The sequence below is a fragment of the Thermodesulfobacteriota bacterium genome, assembly GCA_026415035.1.
GTDB lineage: Bacteria > Desulfobacterota > BSN033 > BSN033 > UBA1163 > RBG-16-49-23.
Genome location: JAOAHX010000005.1, coordinates 62,834 through 81,838, shown reverse-complemented (window position 1 = coordinate 81,838; position 19,005 = coordinate 62,834). Strand labels below are relative to the sequence as shown.

The 19,005-nt window shown below is 56.8% G+C and carries 17 protein-coding genes; 7 read left to right on the top strand and 10 right to left on the bottom strand.

The window, feature by feature from the left end:
* The 10 genes from N3G78_04860 to N3G78_04815 form a co-directional block, all read right to left on the bottom strand.
* Entirely contained in the window at positions 1 to 741 is a 741-nt protein-coding gene (locus tag N3G78_04860; GenBank protein ID MCX8117249.1) for an ABC transporter ATP-binding protein, read from the bottom strand.
* Between the two features lie 13 nt (positions 742 to 754).
* Positions 755 to 1,972 carry an NEW3 domain-containing protein gene (locus N3G78_04855; protein MCX8117248.1) on the bottom strand — a complete coding sequence of 406 codons (1,218 nt, stop codon included), beginning with the start codon at positions 1,970 to 1,972 and terminating at the stop codon, positions 755 to 757.
* A 125-nt stretch (positions 1,973 to 2,097) separates the two neighbouring features.
* Positions 2,098 to 3,240, bottom strand: coding sequence for a threonine synthase (gene thrC / locus N3G78_04850; protein ID MCX8117247.1), 1,143 nt, complete (start codon positions 3,238 to 3,240; stop codon positions 2,098 to 2,100).
* A 30-nt stretch (positions 3,241 to 3,270) separates the two neighbouring features.
* The gene (locus N3G78_04845) at positions 3,271 to 5,103 is read right to left on the bottom strand and encodes a GAF domain-containing sensor histidine kinase (GenBank protein ID MCX8117246.1); all 1,833 of its coding nucleotides are present in this window, start codon (positions 5,101 to 5,103) and stop codon (positions 3,271 to 3,273) included.
* An 85-nt stretch (positions 5,104 to 5,188) separates the two neighbouring features.
* Positions 5,189 to 6,514: a beta-ketoacyl-[acyl-carrier-protein] synthase family protein gene (locus N3G78_04840; GenBank protein ID MCX8117245.1), complete on the bottom strand. Its 1,326-nt coding sequence runs from the start codon at positions 6,512 to 6,514 to the stop codon at positions 5,189 to 5,191.
* A gap of 36 nt (positions 6,515 to 6,550) precedes the next feature.
* Positions 6,551 to 7,606, bottom strand: a complete 1,056-nt coding sequence (locus N3G78_04835) for a DUF748 domain-containing protein (protein ID MCX8117244.1) — start codon at positions 7,604 to 7,606, stop codon at positions 6,551 to 6,553.
* Positions 7,607 to 7,659: 53 nt separating this feature from the next.
* Complete coding sequence (locus N3G78_04830) at positions 7,660 to 8,799, bottom strand: hypothetical protein (GenBank protein MCX8117243.1); 1,140 nt, start codon at positions 8,797 to 8,799, stop codon at positions 7,660 to 7,662.
* Between the two features lie 22 nt (positions 8,800 to 8,821).
* Positions 8,822 to 9,736: a prenyltransferase gene (locus N3G78_04825; protein ID MCX8117242.1), complete on the bottom strand. Its 915-nt coding sequence runs from the start codon at positions 9,734 to 9,736 to the stop codon at positions 8,822 to 8,824.
* 146 nt (positions 9,737 to 9,882) lie between these two features.
* Positions 9,883 to 10,035: a hypothetical protein gene (locus tag N3G78_04820; GenBank protein MCX8117241.1), complete on the bottom strand. Its 153-nt coding sequence runs from the start codon at positions 10,033 to 10,035 to the stop codon at positions 9,883 to 9,885.
* A gap of 393 nt (positions 10,036 to 10,428) precedes the next feature.
* Positions 10,429 to 11,121, bottom strand: coding sequence for a Crp/Fnr family transcriptional regulator (locus N3G78_04815; protein MCX8117240.1), 693 nt, complete (start codon positions 11,119 to 11,121; stop codon positions 10,429 to 10,431).
* A gap of 266 nt (positions 11,122 to 11,387) precedes the next feature.
* On the opposite strand from N3G78_04815, the gene ftsH reads away from it, so the two are divergent.
* The 7 genes from ftsH to N3G78_04780 all read left to right on the top strand — a co-directional run bounded on the left by ftsH (position 11,388) and on the right by N3G78_04780 (position 18,975).
* Positions 11,388 to 13,181, top strand: a complete 1,794-nt coding sequence (ftsH, locus tag N3G78_04810; protein MCX8117239.1) for an ATP-dependent zinc metalloprotease FtsH — start codon at positions 11,388 to 11,390, stop codon at positions 13,179 to 13,181.
* Positions 13,182 to 13,283: 102 nt separating this feature from the next.
* Complete coding sequence (gene folP / locus N3G78_04805) at positions 13,284 to 14,486, top strand: dihydropteroate synthase (GenBank protein MCX8117238.1); 1,203 nt, start codon at positions 13,284 to 13,286, stop codon at positions 14,484 to 14,486.
* 51 nt (positions 14,487 to 14,537) lie between these two features.
* A complete protein-coding gene (locus N3G78_04800; protein MCX8117237.1) occupies positions 14,538 to 15,317 on the top strand; it encodes a pyridoxine 5'-phosphate synthase in 780 nt (259 codons plus the stop codon).
* A gap of 22 nt (positions 15,318 to 15,339) precedes the next feature.
* The gene (gene acpS, locus N3G78_04795; GenBank protein ID MCX8117236.1) at positions 15,340 to 15,726 is read left to right on the top strand and encodes a holo-ACP synthase; all 387 of its coding nucleotides are present in this window, start codon (positions 15,340 to 15,342) and stop codon (positions 15,724 to 15,726) included.
* A complete protein-coding gene (locus N3G78_04790; GenBank protein ID MCX8117235.1) occupies positions 15,723 to 17,273 on the top strand; it encodes an NAD(P)H-hydrate dehydratase in 1,551 nt (516 codons plus the stop codon). Before acpS ends, N3G78_04790 begins: the two co-directional genes overlap by 4 nt.
* 53 nt (positions 17,274 to 17,326) lie before the next feature.
* Positions 17,327 to 18,460 (top strand): Vms1/Ankzf1 family peptidyl-tRNA hydrolase, encoded by a 1,134-nt coding sequence (locus N3G78_04785; GenBank protein MCX8117234.1) that lies wholly within the window; start codon positions 17,327 to 17,329, stop codon positions 18,458 to 18,460.
* Positions 18,461 to 18,501: 41 nt separating this feature from the next.
* Positions 18,502 to 18,975 (top strand): bifunctional nuclease family protein, encoded by a 474-nt coding sequence (locus N3G78_04780; GenBank protein ID MCX8117233.1) that lies wholly within the window; start codon positions 18,502 to 18,504, stop codon positions 18,973 to 18,975.
* The last annotated feature ends 30 nt before the right edge of the window (positions 18,976 to 19,005 follow it).

Here is a 19,005-nt window from a genome sequence, read left to right as displayed (position 1 = left end):
TCAAGCCTCCCTGAAGTACTTCATGTAGATCTCTTCCAGCGTATAATCCTGCTGATCGAGCCCCAACTTCCTTTTGGCCAGCTCCTCGATCGGTCCCATCGCCACCAGGCTCCCCTTGATCATGATCCCCACCCGGTCGCAGATCCTCTGGACCTGATCGAGCAGATGGGAGGAGAGAAAGATCGTGATCCTCTTCTGCCGGCTCAGGGATTGGATCAGGTCGAGCATCCGGTTCGTCCCGTCCGGATCCAGCCCGATCGTGGGCTCATCGAGAAAGACCAATCTCGGCTCCTTGATCAAGACCTCGGCGATGCCCAGACGCTGCCTCATCCCCTTCGAATAGGCGCCCACCTTCTTCGACGCCTCTCCGGAGAGCCCAACCACCTCCAACCAATAGTCGATCCGCTTCTCGGCCACCTCCTCTGGGATGCGGTTCAACCTCGCAATGTAGCGAAGGTTCTGCCTCGCGTCCATGTCATCGTAAAAACCGACGTTCTCCGGCAGATAGCCCACCTGCTCCTTCACCTTAAAGGGCTCCCGGGTCGGATCGAACCCCAAAACCCTCACCTTTCCGGAGGTCGGCTCCGTCAGACCGAGAAACATCAGGATCGACGTCGTCTTGCCCGCCCCGTTCGGACCGAGAAAGCCGAAGATCTCTCCCTCCTCGATCCGGAGGTTGAGCCGGTCCACCGCGGTCTTCGTCCCATACCGCTTGGTCAGGTCCTCGGTCTCCACGACAATCGGTCGCTCCACCTCAACGCCTCCCCAACCAGATGAACAGGGCACACAACCCCGCGATCACAAAGACGATGATGCCGATGCCGACCCACCCCCAGGTCGTCGAGGCCCTCACCGTCGTCCGAAGCTCCACGGTCTTGCTACTTCCCCTCTCGCCATCCACCATCAACCCCACCGAATAATCGCCCACCAGGGCCTCTTTGGCTGGGGTGATCGTCACCTCCACCTGCTTCAACTGATTCGGCTCCAAGGCCTCGATCTTTTCGGGATTGAACTTCACCTCCCAGTTTTCGGGTTTGAAGGAGGAGAAGCTGATATTTCGATTGATGGCCGATCCCGTATTCTTTACAAAGAGGGAGACCGTCGCGGGCTTGCCCACCATCGTCTCGAGCGAAAGGATCCCCGTGGGCGTGCCTGCATCCAGTTTGTAAGTCCCCGTCAGGACGACCATCAACCTCGCCTCGGCCTTCTGCTCCCCCGCGCTCACCCTGACCAGGATCGGATACTCCCCGGCCTTCGAATCCCGCTGAGGGGAAACCTCCACCTTCACCGTCTGGCTCTGTCCCCCCTTCATCACGAGGCTCGAAATCTGCTTGGTCTCCCAGGAGGGCTTGAAATTGATCTCCCACTTCTCGGGACCGATGGCGGAAAGGTTGACCGTCCGATCGCTGTCGCTCTTGTTCGTCACCTCGAGGGAAAACTCGAACAGGGCGTCCGGCTGCCCTCGCAAGACCGGATAAGAGGTCGTGATCTGAAGCTCCTCTGCCCCGGGGACCCTTTCCAACACATTGACCGTCAATTTATGCGAGGAGGTGAACTTCCCGTCCGAGGTCTGGGCATCAAACTGGAAAGTGTACGACCCAGGCCCCACGGTCTTGTCAGGCTCCAAGGTCAGGGTCAGGTTTCGCGACTTCCCGTTGGCGACGTACATTCCGGAGACATGGAATCCGCCTCCCTTCATCGTGGCCCGCCAACCTTTCGGGACCGAAGAGATCCTCACATCGATCGTCTCGTCGTTTCGGCCCTTGTTCTCCAAGGTCAAATCCATCCGAACCGTCTCACCCCTGCCCACCGAGACCGTCGAATACTCCGGGTAGACCGCAATCCCCCGCTCCGGCCTCGTATCCTTCTTCTCCTTCTCCTCAGAGGCCATAAGAAATCCCCCGGATAGGAAAAGGGCGGCCAAGGCAAGGATGAACAGCGATTGGCTCACATATCGGACCCTACGACCCATAGACTTCCCTCCTCACAATGGACTCGGTCGATTTGAAAAGGGGACACAGGTGCCGATAATTTAACCATTGAAGGGGGGGCTGTCAAGGGAAGGGATGGGCCTGTTTCGAGGCCTTGCCGTGATCCTCAGAGCCGAAACTTCCGGAGCGTATCGACCGCTTTCAACCCCGTGCCCGTGAGGCTCGAGACGATTCGCTCGTTCTTCCCTCTCTTCCTTAAATATCTTTTTAGGCCGGCGATGGTAGCCGCGGAGGTGGGCTCGATGAAATGGCCTCTTCGCCCCATCTCTTTCCAGGCCCGTAGGATCTCGGTCTCGGTCACCGTCAGGATCTCTCCGCCGGTCTCCCGCAGGACCTCCAAAATCTGTCGCGCCCTCACAGGTTCGGCGATGGCGATTCCTTCGGCAAGGGTCTCTCCCTTTACAATCTCGGGGATCCCTTCAAGCCCCCTTACATAGGCCTGATAAAGGGGTGAGCAGGCTTCGGCCTGAATGCCCACCAACTTGGGAAGCCCTTTCACCCTCCCCGCCTCTTTCAGCTCCTTAAACCCGATGTAGGCCCCCAACAGGAGCGTCCCGTGGCCAACGGGAAGGACGAGCGTGTCGGGCGATCGCCATCCCATCTGTTCCCAAACCTCGAAGGCAAAGGTCTTCGTTCCATGGAGGAAATAGGGGTTCCAGCAGTGGCTGGCATAGTAGATCCTCTTGGCCACCGCCATGGCCATGCGCGCCGTCTCCTCCCTCGACCCCTCGATCCTGTGTAACCTGGCTCCATACATCCGGATCTGGCTTAACTTTCCTTCCGAGGTCGTCCGGGGGGTGTAGATGTGACACTCGATCCCGGCCTTTGCGCTATAGGCAGCGATGGAGGAACCCGCATTTCCCGAAGAATCTTCCACGACCCGCCGGACCCCCAGCTCGTTCACCTTGCTGAGAAGCACGGTGGCCCCTCGATCTTTGTAAGAGCCCGTCGGAAAGAGATAGTCGATCTTTACCCAGACCCTTTGGCCGTGAAACTCCATCTCCTCCAGGGGGGTGAACCCCTCCCCGAAGGAGAGAATCGATCGGTCCTCCAGGATGGGAAGCGCCTCCCGATACCTCCAGAGGGTGGCCCCTCTATGAACGATCTTTTTTTCGGGAAATCGAGGCGAGAACCGGAGGTCAAGGGGTGAGCCACAGTCGCATCGCCAGCGGGTGGAATCGACCGGATAGGACCGGCCGCAGAGCGGACAATGAAATTGCTCCATCTCTCCCCCCCCAGCCAACGCCATCCCCGTTCCTCCCCTGGGAGTCAGAAAGGGTCAGTCCGATCCGATCGAGGGCTGCCTCGCCAAGGGAAATTTGACGCGAAAGGTCGTCCGGCCAGCACCGGTCTCCATCTCCATCTTCCCTCCCATCTTTTTGACGAGGCGTGTGGTGATGTGGAGGCCCCTTCCCCTGCCCTCCCCCATGAGCAATCGGTCTCGATCCTCCTCGGAGATCTGACCGGTATTCGAAATCTCCGCCACGGCCCAATCGCCCTCTCGATAGGACCGAATCGAAAGTTCCCCGCCTTCCTCAGGGATGGCGTTGGAGGCATTGTTGAGGAGATTGTCGAGGACCCTTTCCAGGTGAAGGGGATAGCACCGGATCCACAAGGGGGTCGTCAGGGATCTTTCCGGGAATCGGACATTGCCCTTCTTCAGTTCCGCGATGGCCTCTTCGTTGATCAGGGCCCTCCGCTCCAACCTTTCCGAGAGGTCGACCACCTCCTCCCTTCCTTCACCGTGGAGGGTCAGGGCCAGCTCCTGAATCCTTGAACTCTCTTTCAGCACGATCTCGAGGGCCTGGTCCACCTTCTCCTTCTTCGCGGGGTAATCACCGTCGGCCAGGATCTTCTGGATCCTTTTGGCGAACCCCGCCAGGGCGATGGCGGGATTCTTGAAATCGTGGAGGATATCGTCCATCTTCTCCAGCCGGAGGCCTTTCATCAGCTCCTTTCCAAAGAGGGCGAAGATCTCGATCTCTTCTTCTGTGAAGCCCGGGTGCTGGGCCTGGGCATCGAAGGCGAGAAAATATTCGACCTTCCCATCGACCCGCAGGGGAATGTAGAGGACAGAATGGATTTGTTGGCTTTCGAGAAAGCGTTTCAAATCCGGGGGAAGCAGCGAGCTCTTCTGGGGATGGAGGATGTGGAGATAGTTGGGATGAATCTTTTCGTACTCAAAATCGCCGAAGGGACCGGTCTGCTCCACAATGGTGCGGATATAGGGCGATTCCTTCACCGAAAAGACCTTCCCGATCCCGTGTTGGGCCTCGGGGAATCCGGCCTCCAGCACCACCTGGGTCCGATCCTCCATGACCGAAAAGAGAGAGCAGCGCTGAATCCTCATGAAGTCGGCCAACTCGGGAATGACCAGATTGAAGACCTCCTTCATCTTCACCCCGCCCCGTTTGCCCAGTTTGAGGAAGATCTGCTCCACGATCCGGTCCTTCGTCGTGCTCATCTTCTGGAGATCCATGATCCGCTTCCGGGCGATCACGTAGCTCACCCGTTTGGCCAGGGTCTCGGCGATTCTCGTCTCCAAAGGGGTGAAGACCTTCCCCTCTTCCTTGAAATAGATCTGGATACATCCCTCCGTGTCCACGTCCTTCAAGGAGAAGCGGGGAATGGAGATGGGAACGGCGAGCATCGAGTGGATCCCTTTCTTCTCCACCTTCTCCTTTCCCTTGTACTTCTCCTCTTTGGCGATGCTGGGCACGAAGTAGCTCTTCTTGCTCCGGACGACCTCCCCTGCGATCGTATCATCGAAGGGGATCACCACCTCCCGGTCGTCCCCTTCTGCCGGATAAGAACCGAAGGAGACCATCTCTTTCTTGCTCGGGTTGTAGATCCGGATGGTTGCGGCCTCGGCGCCGAGGAATTCGACCACATTCCGGGCAAGGGTCTGAAGGATCTCCCGCTCGGAAAGGGAGGGGTTGATTTCGAGGATCGTATCCGCTTGATGGATGACCTGGTCTACGTAGTGGAAGAGGATCCTCTCCTTGATGAGATCGACGACCCCCGTCGCTTCTTCCGGGGAGAGGCGGCACCCCTTGGCCTGAAGTTCGGAGAGGATCGAACGGATCAACTCCTGGTCGAGAGGAGGATTCATCGATTTCCCTTTGTTTCGGCTTAAAAATATTATACGTTTTCCCGACGGGGTGTCAACCCGTCCGGGCGGGCCAGGGCGAGGAGATTCATAGAGAAGGAATCTCGATCTTTTTGAGCAGGAGGGTGCTGTTGACCCCTCCAAAGCCCGCTGAAATCGAGAGTCCGACCCTCACCTCTTTTCGGCGAGGGTGGTGAGGCACATAATCGAGATCGCACTCCGGATCCGGGACATCCAGATTGAGGGTGGGATGGATCATCCCCCTCTCGATGCTCATAACCACGGCGATCGCCTCCACCCCTCCGGCCGCTCCCAGGAGATGGCCCGTGATCGATTTCGTGGAACTGATGGGAATCCCATAGGCCTTCTCGCCGAACACGTCCTTGATCACCTTGGTCTCCACCTTATCGTTGAGCGGCGTCGAGGTCCCGTGGGGGTTGATGTAATCGACCTCTTCCGGACGGATGCCGGCCATGTCGAGGGCCTCTCGAATGGCCCTTCCCAAGGCTCTCCCATCCGGAGCGGGCTCTGTGAGGTGGTAGGCATCCGCGGTCATCCCGACGCCCACGACCTCGGCATAGATTCGAGCCCCACGCTGACGGGCATGTTCGAGCTCTTCGAAGATCAGGACCCCGGCTCCCTCGGCCATCACAAATCCATCCCTCTCCTTGTCGAAAGGCCGACAGGCCTTCTGGGGTTCGTCGTTGCGGGTCGACATCGCCCGAAGGACATCGAACCCTCCGAAGACATAGGGGGTCAAACAGGCATCCGATCCGCCGGTCACCACCAGGTCTTCCCTGCCCAAGCGGATCTGGAAGTAACTGTTGGCCATCGCATGGGTGGCCGAGGCGCACGCCGTGGAGAGGGCAAAGGAGGTGCCCCGGATGGAAAAGTACTGGGCCACGTGGGAGGTGATGGCGCTCAAATAAATATTGGGAAGGGCAAAAGGTGAGATGCCCCTCACCCCTCGGTTCAAAAAACGGCTATGATAGGCTTCTAAAAGCTCCATCGACTCGACGCTCACGCCGAGGATGACGCCCACCCTGAAGGGGTCGATCCCTCTCAACCGATACTCGTTCCTCGAATCCCCGGAGGTCTTCCCCTCACCTTCGTTTCTCTCGATCTCGATGCCCGCATCTTCGAGGGCAAGTTTGGTGGCCGCGATCGCATACTGGGTGGTCTTCCCAAAATACTTGGCGTGTTTCGTTTGGGTCACGAAATGGCTTAGATCGAACCCTTCGATCGGGGCCCCGATCCGGCACCGATATTGACTCATGTCATATCCGGGAAACTCGATCCGCTTAAACGCGGATCTCCCCTGGATGAGGCTCTCCCAATAGGCCTCCTTTCCGATCCCCACTGGTGTCACTGGCCCTATCCCCGTGATGACGACCCTTCTGTCCGTCGATCTCATCTCCTTCTCCATGGGATTGAAGTTGCGCCATATATATCAATTGATTCGAGGGAGGTCAACCCCCTCCATCTTTTTCACCGGAAATCCAAGGGCCTCGGCCAGGGCAAGCCCAATCTGCCAGAGGAGAAGGGTTTGAAGATGGAGCTGGGGATCCTTCAGATCGGCACGCAATTTAAAGGGAAGGGCGAGGCGGCCCCCTTTCGCCTCCAAGCGGTCTTGGAGGGTCTTCGTGGGGATGTAGAAAAAAGTCCCTTCCTTCCGTCTAAACTTCAGCCCGACCAGTTCCAGCCCTCCGTTGAGGTCGAGCATGCCCCCATGGACGGCGATGCGAATCGCTCCACTCAATCTTCCGGAATCGATCTCTGAAGATACCCTCTTCCGGTAATAGGGTTCGAAACATTTCAATTCAATCTCCCTCAGGGTCACCGCAAGGTCCATCTCCGACGTCGAGAGATCGATCCACCCTTTTATGGAGATCTCCCCTCCCGGACCTCCTATCCCTCCTCTTCCTTTCAATTCGACAGAAGATCGGGTCGAGGGGTATCCGGTGGGCCTGAGATCCGCATCCACATCGTATAAAAGGATCCTCTGGGAAACCTCTCCAAGGCCTCGATCCTCGATCTCGAGGCAGCCCCTCTCGATCCGGATCAACCCGGTTAGGAATGATCCATCTTTCCCTGACCCCTCCTTCTTTTCGATATCCTCTCCGCCTCGATGGGCCACCACCCCTTCCCTCTTCCTCCCCCAAGGCCCTACCCAATGCCCCTCGCGGGTCCTGAAGACGGTGAGGGCCGGTTTGATGAGGACGATTTTTCGAAAAGGGGCGTCCCGTTTCAATAGGGCAAAGGGCGAGGGATAGACCCTCATCTCCTCGACCTTCAAAAAGGGCGGATCGGACGGAAGGTTCTTCCATTGAAGTCCATAAACAGAAAGGAAAGTCCCCTTGGCCCTGATCTGGCCGATCGTCACCCCTTGACCGAAGGCCTTCTGAAGTTGAGGCTGGAGGGCTTTTACCGCATGGGAGGAAAGACCGAAGTAGGCCCCTGCGAGCAGGACGAGGAGGAGCCCGGTGAGGATCAACCATTTTTTCATCGAGTCTGATGTCTATCTTCGCTCCCTCCTTCCGGGGCCTGGGGGGAGGGAGTTTAGGGTCGAGTGATCAATGAAAATTCCCTCTCTCTTTTCTGACGTTCAGACAAGTAAGTTAAAATGGATTTCACCACCAGGTGAAAGAGGAACGGGTTGGGTCGAATCGGATTGAACGGCCTTTTGAGGGAGAGGGCGACGGAAAGGGAGAGCTTTGCCTCTTCCCTCTTCCCTGCCTGGAAAAGGTAGTAGGCCATCTCCTCCATCCTATTTCGGTACCGAGACCGCACCTCGTCGGAAAAGATTTCTGAGAGGGCCCTCTGGTAGATCTCGTGGAGTCGGGCCTCTTTCTGGAAGGGCTGGAGAACCAATCTCGACTCTTCCGCCATTCGCACCTCTTCGACATAGGGTTGGGTCACTTCCTCGTTGAGGATCCAGGAGGAAAAGAGATCGATCTGGTGGAGTTCAGCCCCCTTTTCGAAGATCCCCTCCTCCCTCTCGATCTCTTCCTCCGGAAGCAGGGAATAGATAATGGGTCGGGAGTAGGTTTTCTTAACGGCCTCGACCTCCCTCCTCCGTTCCAGATAATCCTGGGGAGGTGTCTTCCCTTGGTGGAGGGAGAGTCGGTAGGCCTCGTCGAAGAGAAAGGCCACATAGGAGGCCTCCATCTCCACCAGGGGGAAAGGAAGACTCTTCTGGATCTTTTCCAGAAGCTCTTTAAAGTGCTTCCTCCCCATCTCTCCAACAGAACAGTCTATCCATCCCTCAGTATCACTCAGAAGCCCCTGCACCACCAAAATCCCCCGACCCGGGCGGGGAACGGAGAGCAAGAGAAATCGCTGTCCCAAAGAATCGAAAGGGCCCCCAAAACCCACAGGGGGTTCCGAAGGCGGGAGCCGAAAAATCGGTCGTTCTCCCTTCAGAGAAGGCTCCTCGACGGCGATCCCTTTACTTTTTAGCCGGTAAATCGACCTTTTGATCATCTTTTGGATCTTTTTATCGGGGGTGGCCTCCGACCATCGCCGAAGGAGGCGCCCTGCCTGGGGATGGCCCATCTTTCCTAAGGCTTCAATCGCCTGTTCTGACTTATTAAGATCTTCACCCACAAAGGAAAGGAGGTGATGGAGGACTTCCCCCTCTGACCTTCCCTCCTGAAGGTCGGCTTCGACTTTCTGGATCACCTTTTGGAGTTCTTCCAAGATCGTCTCCCCATCCCAGTGGCTATAGCCCCTGGAGAAGCGTGAGAATGAGCGTCATCGAGAGATTGACCGCGAGGGTATTTCGGCAGAGGGATTCCAACCTCTTCGGTTCTCGATAGGCCTCCTTCCAGACCATCCAAAGATTGTAGAGGATGAGAAGCCCAGGAAAGGCGATAAGGGCCCAAAGCCATGGGCCTTTTCCTGAAATCCTCACCATCTTGATGAAGAAGAGTCCCGCCAAGATGGAGAGGGCCATATAGAGGTCACCCATCCTCTCCTTGCCGAATCGAACGACCAGGTTTCTCTTCCCGATGTGGCGATCGGCCTCTTCGTCAGGGAACTCGTTGATCAAAATCACATTGAAGACCGTCAGTCCAATAGGGAGGGAGAGCCAGAAGACTCGGTCGCTGATAAATCCTGCGCAGAGGTAGAATCCGGTGGCAATCGGAAGCCAACCGTAACAGAACCCGATAAGAACCTCCCCCAATCCACGATAGGCGAACCGAAGGGGCTTTCCGGAATAGAAAAATCCCGAAAAAATGCCGACCCCTCCCAGAAGAAGCGTCCAAGGACCTGTTTGATATCTCCAGCGGAGATAGAGACCGAGGAGGATACTCCCCCCGAGGCAGAGGTACCCGAAGAGAAGCGAAATCCAGGGAGGGAGGACCCCTTCGACGAGGACCCTCGACCCACCCGAAAATCGGTTGAAGGTTCGGTTGATCCGATCTCCCCCCAGATCATTCCACTCCCCCAAATAGTAAGTCATCCACATGATGAGGACGGTGGCAACGATGGAAAGCAGATAGAGCCCCAGCGGGGCCTCATATCCTGAGCGCCGGGCAAGGGCAAAGCCCAAAATCAATGGAAAGACCCCGACCGAGAGGAACGGGATTCTCGAAAGTCTCCACCAGGCGGTGAAAAAGGAGGTCCCCCTCATGATTAACAATTAGAATAAACGTCCTCAAAATTCAACTGGGGAATAAAAAAAGGAAGGGCGACCCTCTTCCAACGAAGAAGGCCGCCCTCCAGGTTAGGGGTTAAAGGAGGCTGGGGATTGAAGCCCTCGATGAGCCCGATTACCAATTAGATGATCTTCAACAATCGACCGAAAAAATAGGCGATATAGAAGGCATTGGTGAAGATCAACGTCCATTCGGCCACCCTTTTGGGGTTGATCTCGATCCTCTGCGGTTCCTCTTTGATCCTCGGAAGCGTAACTACGTGATTGGCTTCCATCGCGCCCTCCTTCTCGATCCTCTTCTTAGGCTTCCAGGTAAGTCTTGGCAATGCGGATTACTCCGATGGCCCCTAAAAGAAGGATGCAGATTGTTACAAAATTGGCAGAGGCTAATTCGAAAAAGATTGGATTCATCTCTCACCTCTCGGATCAAATGGGATTGGCCTACTCAAAAGCAACAACCATGCCCAACCCAACATTTTCCCCACAAAATTCATAACCATTTGAAAAAAATGAGAAATTTTATTGGCCCTCGGAGCTTTGCCACTCGGGAATGGTATAAAATGTCTGAAAGGGTCGGCCCAACTAACAATTTATTGAAATTATAGAGAAATGAGATTTGCCATTTTGTCCATTTATGTGCCGATTTTTAGGGGGTTATGAAAGGAAGGCTAATATACCCTCAAACCAGAGGAGATCTCTTCGAGGACATCCCTTTTCAGGATACGAATTCGGTTCTTTTCGACTCCGATCACCCCTTTTGCCTTCAGTTTCGAAAAGGTTCTCGAAAGGGTTTCACTGATCGTGCCGAGCTTCAGGGCAAGTTGGGTCTTGGTAAGATCGAGCTCCACCTCGTTAGGGGCCTTCCCTTCCCTCATCCCCTTAACCGAGAGGTCGAGGAGATATTTGGCTAAACGGGAGGAGACCTCCTTGAGCGAGAGCTCCTCGATGAGGGAGGCAAATCGCCTGAGATATTGGGAGAGGGAGACGATCATATTGATGCTGAGCTGCGGATTCTCCTGGATCATCTGAAGGAAATCCCGCTTGGGAATAAAAAGGAGCTGACATTCCTCCATCGATTCGGCAAAGGCAGGGTAAGTCCCTTCCTGAAAGAGGGCGGCTTCGGCAAAAGAGTCCGGGGCTTGGACGACATGAAGGATCTGCTCCTTCCCCTCTGGAGAAATTTTATAAACCTTCACCCTTCCGCGGAGGACGACATAAAATCCCTTAGCCTCCTCACCTTCTGCAAAGAGAATTTCCTTTTTTTTTGATCGCTTAAAGACCGCAATGCCCCTGACCTTCTGCAATCCCTCATCCGTCAATCCAGCAAAGAGAGGGCACTTCTTCAAAAGATCGACCGCCATGCTCCCTCCTGGGCTAAGGAAAAAGATCCCTGTTCAAGAACCCGATTTAATTTATAGGGTTTCTTCGTAAGTTGCAAGGCGCGGGGAGGAGACCGACCGAAGAGCCCGTCCCCAAATTTCATCCAACATTTTGTTTTCAAAGAAAAATTTTAATGCCCCTCGCCCTCACCTCCCTTCCTCGTCATTGGGGCATAAGACTGTTCACCATATTGAATTGACAGAGGATTTGTGTTAGTCTGAAGCGGAACTCCAAGGAGGAGAAGAGATTGAATTCCCTCTTAAAAAACCTTCTCTTCTGGGCGATCATCCTCATCATCATGATCCTCCTCTTCAATCTCTTCACCAAACCCCGCCTGACCGAAATCGAAAAGAGTTACAGCGACTTTATCAACGCCGTCGAGGGCAACCGCGTCCTCGATGTGGAGACGAAAGGAAGAAGCATCACCTGGAAGGACCTCGAGGGAAAGCGCTACAGAACCTATGCCCCAGAGGATCCGGAAATGATCAAGATCTTGAGAGAGAAGAGGATCACCATCCGAGCGAAAAAGGAAGAGGAGACCCCACTCTGGCAGAACCTGCTCATCTCTTGGTTTCCGATGTTGATCCTCATCGGGGTCTGGCTCTTCTTTATGAGACAGATGCAGATTGGCGGGGGAAAGGCCTTCTCCTTCGGGAAGAGCAAGCCAAAGATCCTCACCAAGGACCAGCATAAAGTGACCTTCGACGACGTGGCGGGCATTGATGAGGCCAAGGATGAGCTCGAAGAGATCATCGCCTTCCTGAGGGATCCGAAGCGATTTACGAAGCTGGGCGGAAGGATCCCCAAAGGGGTCCTTCTCATCGGGGCTCCGGGCACGGGAAAGACCCTCCTGGCGAGGGCCATTGCGGGCGAGGCCGACGTCCCCTTCTTCAGCATCAGTGGCTCAGACTTCGTGGAGATGTTCGTGGGGGTGGGCGCCTCAAGGGTTCGGGATCTCTTCCTCCAGGGCAAGAGGAATGCGCCCTGCATCATCTTCATCGATGAGATCGATGCGGTGGGAAGACACAGGGGTGCCGGACTGGGCGGAGGCCATGACGAACGGGAGCAGACCCTCAACCAGTTGCTCGTGGAGATGGACGGCTTCGAATCGAACGAAGGGGTCATCCTGATCGCGGCCACCAACCGGCCGGACGTGCTCGATCCGGCCCTCCTCCGACCGGGGAGATTTGACCGGCAGGTGGTGGTCCCGGTTCCGGACGTGAAAGGAAGGGAAGAGATTCTGAAAGTCCATACCAAACGGACCCCGCTCGCCGACGATGTCGATCTCTCCCTCCTTGCCCGAGGGACCCCGGGGTTCACCGGTGCCGATCTCGAGAACCTTGTCAACGAAGCGGCCCTGTTGGCGGCACGCCTCGGAAAAGAAAGAGTGGACATGTCCGACTTCGAACAGGCCAAGGACAAGGTCCTGATGGGCGTGGAAAGAAAATCGATGATCATCCCCTATGAGGAAAGGAGAATCACCGCCATCCACGAGGCGGGCCATACCCTGGTGGCCAAGATGATTCCGGGAACCGATCCCATCCACAAAGTCACCATCATCCCGAGGGGCAGGGCCCTCGGGATCACCCAGCAGCTCCCCATCGACGAGAAGCATACCTATCCCAAGGATTATCTCCTCAACAACATCGCCGTGATGATGGGAGGAAGGGCTGCCGAGGAGTTGGTCTTAAATCGGCTCACCACAGGCGCCGGAAACGATATCGAACGCTCCACCGAGCTGGCCAGAAAGATGGTCTGTGAGTGGGGGATGAGCGAAAAACTCGGCCCTCTCTCTTTCGGACAGAGGGAGGAGCAGATCTTCCTCGGCCGGGAGATCACGCAGCACCGGGACTACAGCGAAGAGACCGCCCAATTGATCGATGCCGAGGTCAGGGCGATCGTCATGCAGAGTTACCAAAGGGCCAAGGAGATCCTCCAGTCCAATATCGAGTTGCTCCATCGCCTGGCCAATACCCTTCTTGAAAAAGAGGTCCTCGATGGAACCCAGATCGACCGGATCATCCGTGGGGAAGCGGTATGAACCCTTGAGGACCCTTGGGCAGGGAAAGATCCCTGCCCTTCGCAAGCCCCCTTCCCGATCGATGCCCCTTGTCAGGGGGAGAGAGGCGATGGTTCGCAAAGGATGATACTCGTCCGATCCCTCCCGATCTTCAATCTCGAAGAGGCCGTCCGCCAGATCGAGAAGGTGGGAGCCGATCCGACTGGGATCGAGCGGATGAGGGGGAAGGCCCTCCACTTCAACTTCAAAATCGAAGGGATCGATCCCCGCACCGCCAACCTCCTCAAGCAGGAGATGCTCTGCCTCGGCGGAGACATGGCGGTGGACAAAAGGGCCCTCGACTGCAACGGCCCATCCCTGGATGGGCTGTTGATGGGGACGCACCGACAGATCGAGAAACTGATTGTCAAATTGGAGGCCTATCCCCATCTCCAAGGGCTTGCCCAAACCCTGAGAGAGACCCTTGTCAATGTGACGAAAGATCGTTTCGTCCTCCGCTGTCGGAAGAAAACCTTTCACCTCGGAGAAAAAACCCTCCTCATGGGAATCTTGAACGTGACCCCCGATTCTTTTTCGGACGGGGGCCTCTATTTCGATCGTGAAAAGGCGATCGCCCACGGGCTCCGGTTGGTGGAGGAGGGGGCCGATATCCTCGACATCGGGGGAGAATCGACCCGACCGGGTTCCCGGCCGCTCGATTCCGACGAGGAACTCCGCCGGGTGTTGCCGGTTATCGAACGGCTAGCCAAGGAGATTCCCGTTCCCATCTCCATCGACACCTACAAATCGGAGGTGGCCCGGAGGGCCATCGAGGCAGGAGCGGAGATCATCAATGACATCAGTGGCCTGAGCTTCGATCCCGATCTGGCGAAGGTGGCGGCAAAGGAAGGAATCCCGATCGTTTTGATGCATATCCGGGGAAGGCCGGAGACGATGCAGAAGGAGGTCCATTATCACTCCCTCTGGTCCGAGATCCTCCGCTCTCTTAGAGAGGCCATTCGCAAGGCGGAGTCGGTTGGCGTCGATCCCGAACAGATCATCGTCGATCCCGGCATCGGCTTCGGGAAGAATCTTGAGCACAACCTTCTCCTCATCCAATCCCTTCCGGAGCTGCGAATCCTCGGAAAACCCATTCTGCTCGGACCCTCGAGGAAGAGCTTCATCGGAAAACTCCTCGATGCGCCGCCGGATCAACGCCTCGAAGGCACCCTGGCGAGCATCGCCATCGGGGCGATGAAGGGCGCACACATCCTCCGAGCCCATGATGTCCGCGAAGCGAAGAGGACCCTTGTGATCGTGGATGCCATCCGAAGGGCAACGGAGTGAGAAGAAACCATCGGTAAACGGGGGGAAACGCTGAAAGAGGAGGCGAGACCTATGAAGAGACTGGGGGTGAACATCGATCACGTGGCAACGGTGAGACAGGCCAGGGGAGTGGCCTACCCCGATCCCGTGGCAGCGGCCATGCTCGTGGAGCTGGCTGGAGCGGATGGCATCGTCTGCCATCTGCGGGAGGACAGGCGGCACATCCAAGACCGGGACCTTCGCCTGCTGAGGGAGACCATCCAGACCCAGCTCAACCTCGAGATGGCCGCCACCGAGGAGATGGTCCGGATCGCCCTTTCGGTCCGTCCCGACCTTGTGACCCTCGTCCCGGAGCGGAGGGAAGAGCTGACCACAGAGGGAGGGCTCGATGTCATCAAACACTCCAAGGACCTTAAGAGGACGATCCAGCGATTGAAAAAAGGAAGGATCACCGTCAGCCTCTTCGTCGACCCGGACCCCGATCAGATCAGGGCTTGTGAAGAGGTCGGGGCAGACGCCATCGAGATCCACACCGGCCATTATTGCGAGGCCACCCATTCGGCCCAGGCCGATCGGGAGCTCAAAAAGATCCTCGATGCCGTCGCCGTGGCCTCCCAAAAAAACCTTCGGATCGCTGCAGGCCATGGCCTCAACTATACGAATGTGCGGAGAATCGCCGAGATCCAGGAGATCGAGGAGCTCAACATCGGCCACAGCATCATTGCCCGGGCGGTCTTGGTGGGGCTGGAACGGGCCGTCAAGGAGATGATCGCCCTCATTCGCGAAGGGCTGACGGGTTCGGAGTCGGGGAAACGGTTCCGACCCCCATCGGGGTCCATCTCCCCGCGTTGAATCCAAGACGGTGTGGATATCGATGATCATCGGAACAGGCCTCGACATCGTCAACATTGAACGGATCGAGAGGGTCTTGCTTCGCTGGGGGGACCGGTTCCTGGAGAGGGTTTACACGGGCCGGGAGATCGATCGGTGTCAACGAAGGGCCCACTCGGCAGAATGCTTCGCAACCCGGTTTGCCGCAAAGGAGGCCTTCCTCAAAGCCCTCGGCTCAGGGCTTCGCCATGGGATCCATTGGAGGGAGATCGAGGTGGAGAACGATCCCTCCGGCAGGCCCTTTCTCCTCCTGCACGGGAAAGCGAAGGAGATCCTCCATGCCTGTCGGGTTGAAAGGACCCACCTCACCCTTTCCCACGACCGCCCCTTTGCCGTGGCCCAGGTCTTGTTAGAGGGAAGAGAACGATGAAAGTGGCAACCGCCGAACAGATGCAGGAACTCGATCGTAAGGCCATCGAAACCTACCGGATCCCAGGCATCCTCCTCATGGAGAATGCCGGAAGGGGCGCAACAGAGGCGATTCTCGACGCCTTTCCCGAGATCCAGAAAAAGCGGGTGGTGATCATCGCGGGAAAGGGAAATAACGGAGGGGATGGGTTCGTCATCGCCAGGCATTTGGTCCATCGGGGGATCGCGGTCAAAGTGATCCTCCTCGCCGATCCCAAGTCCCTCCGGGGGGATGCGGAGACGAATTACACCATCCTCCACCGGATGGGAGGTGAGATCTATCCTGCCCCCTCTTCAAAAGAGTACCAGAAGGTGAGACGGGACGTCGAATATGCCGACCTCTTGGTCGATGCCATTTTCGGGACAGGCCTCGATGCCGAGGTCAGAGGATATTACCGGGAGGTGATCGATCATCTCAACAGTCAAAGAGTCCCCATCGTGGCGGTCGACGTCCCCTCCGGTTTGAACGCCAACACCGGAAGGCCGTTGGGAACAGCGGTCCGGGCAACGCTTACAGTCACCTTCGGACTGCCGAAGGTGGGGCTCCTCCTCTCCCCCGGGACAGAATATGTCGGCACCCTGAAGGTGATCGACATCGGTTTCCCCAAAAGGCTGGTGGAGGAAGAAAACCTCTCCACCCACCTCCTGGAGGGGAAGAAGATCTTCGAGGTCCTCTCCATACCAAGACGTCCGGATACCCATAAGGGCGATTACGGCCACCTTTTGGTGATCGCAGGGTCGGTGGGCAAGACCGGCGCGGCGGCGATGGTCTGCGAGGCGGCCCTCAGGATGGGCGCGGGTCTGGTCACGCTTGCCATCCCGAAGAGCTTGAATCCCATCATGGAAACGAAACTGACTGAGGTCATGACCGAACCGATGCCCGAAACCCCCAAACAGACCCTCAGCCAGAGGGCATTCCATCCCATCCTCAAACTCTGTGAAAACAAGAAGGCGGTGGTGATCGGGCCTGGCATCGGGACATTCAAAGAGACCCAGGCTCTCGTCCTGAAGCTCATCAAAGCGATCTCCCTGCCCTTGGTGATCGATGCCGATGGGTTGAATGCCATCGCCACCCAACCCAAGTTCCTCCCCCTTCCCAACCGATCCCTCATCCTGACCCCCCATCCGGGAGAGATGGCCAGGTTGATTCAATCCACGGGGAAAGAGGTTCAGGAGAAACGCCTGGAGGTCTGTCGAAATTATTCGCAGTCCACCCACAGCTACCTCGTCCTCAAAGGGTTCCGCACATTGATCGGCACTCCCAAGGGAGAAATCTACATCAACCCGACAGGCAATGCGGGCCTGGCCACCGGCGGAACGGGCGATGTCTTGGCCGGGATGATCGGCGGGCTCCTCTGCCAGGGATATGACACCCTCTTCTCCCTTCAGGCATCGGTTTACCTTCACGGTTTAGCCGGAGACCAGGTGGCCCAGGAGTTAGGGGAGAAGTCTCTCGTGGCCACCGACCTCATTCGAAAGATCCCCGACCTCCTCCAAGGAAGGGTTTGATTCCCTATGGAAAGTCTGTTAGGATTGATTTCGGGTGCGGGGTTCCTATGGAGATGAAAAACGAAATCCGCAAATTGGCCCGGATCGAAGAGGGGCCTTCTCCCTTTGTCTCCCTCTATCTGAACACCCGGTGGGATTCCGAACAGCAACGAGAACGGACCCGTCTCTTCATCAAAAATCAACTCAAGAGGGGAAAGGAACTCCTCAAGGGGAAAGAGGGGCTTTTGGCATTCGAGGAGGACCTGGCCAGGGTCGAGAAGTTCGTCGAAGGGTTGATCCGGCGTTCTTATGATGAGGCGATCGACGGGATGGCCCTCTTCTCGTCGAGGGGGTCCGATATCTTTCTCGTCTACCCTTCCTTCATGCCCTTTGACAATGAGTTCTATCTCGACAGGCTCCCCGTCCTCAGGCCCCTCGTGAGGCTTGCCTCCCAATATCAGGACACCCTCGCCGTCATGGTGGAGACCGATTCGGCCAGGCTCTTCGAGATCTCCCTCGAAGGGCTGGTATCGGAATCCACGATCGAGAACTATGTCCCAGGCTGGCACGACCAGGGGGGATGGGCCCAGCTGAGATACCAGCGTCACATCCAAGAGCATCGGAATAAACACCATAAGGAGGTCGCCGAACAGTTAACCAATCTCTTCGACACCGGGAAGTGGAAGCGGGTGGTCCTCATCGGCCAGGATCGGACCCTGGCCCATTTTAGGGGGTTTCTCCCGGAACGGGTCAGACAGCATATCACCGATGCCTTCCCCCTGGACTTTTCGGAGGAGCGGTCCACCATCTTGAGACGGATCTACGAACGTCTCTTCCAGCGGGAGAAGGAGAAGGTCTTCCAGGAGGTGGAGGAGCTCCGGGAGAAGGCCTACCAGGGAGGCCGGGCGGTCTTCGGTCTCAACGGTGTCTTGGAGGCAATAAACCAGGGCCGGGTCCAGACCCTCTATCTCTCCGCGGCCTTCCACTTGCCCGGAGGACATTGCCTCCGGTGCGGGACCCTCTTCCTCCAAGATCCTTCTTCCACAACTTTCGTCTGCCCCCTGTGCAAAGAAGAGGCCAAAGGGGTCGACTTGGGCGAGGAGATGGTCCGGTTCGTTTTTCGTCAGGACGGTGAGGTCAAGTGGGCGGAAGGCAACCCGCTGCTTAAGGAACACGAACACGTCGCCGCCTCGTTGAGGTTTCGCTGAGGGTTCATCTCCTCTGAAAGGGGGATGAAAGGAGATCCCGTATGTTAATCGAGATGAAGGTGAAATTCCTGACCTTTGATTCGACATCGAACGGGTTCGTCGTCCTCTTGATGGACCTTGAGGAAAAGACCGGGTTGCCCATCTGGATCGGCCCTTTCGAGGCGAACGCGATCGCCATGAAATTGAAGAAGGTCCAATCCCATCGGCCCATGACCCATGATTTAATCCATAACGTCCTCAAAACCCTCGACTCCCGGGTGATCAAGATCGTGGTCAACGACCTGAAGGAGAACACCTACTACGCGGTGATCCATCTCCTCCGGAAAGGCGAGGAGATCCTGATCGACTCCAGACCCAGCGATGCCATCGCCATCGCCCTTGCCGGAGAGGCCCCGATCTTCGTGGCCGAAGAGGTGATCGAGAAGGCCCGGACGATCGACTTCGAAAAAGAGGGCGATCAATTGAAGGAATGGCTCGAACGCCTCAACCCAGAGGACTTCAAATATAAGGCCTGATTCGGCCTTCAGGAGGTCGAGCCTCTCAAG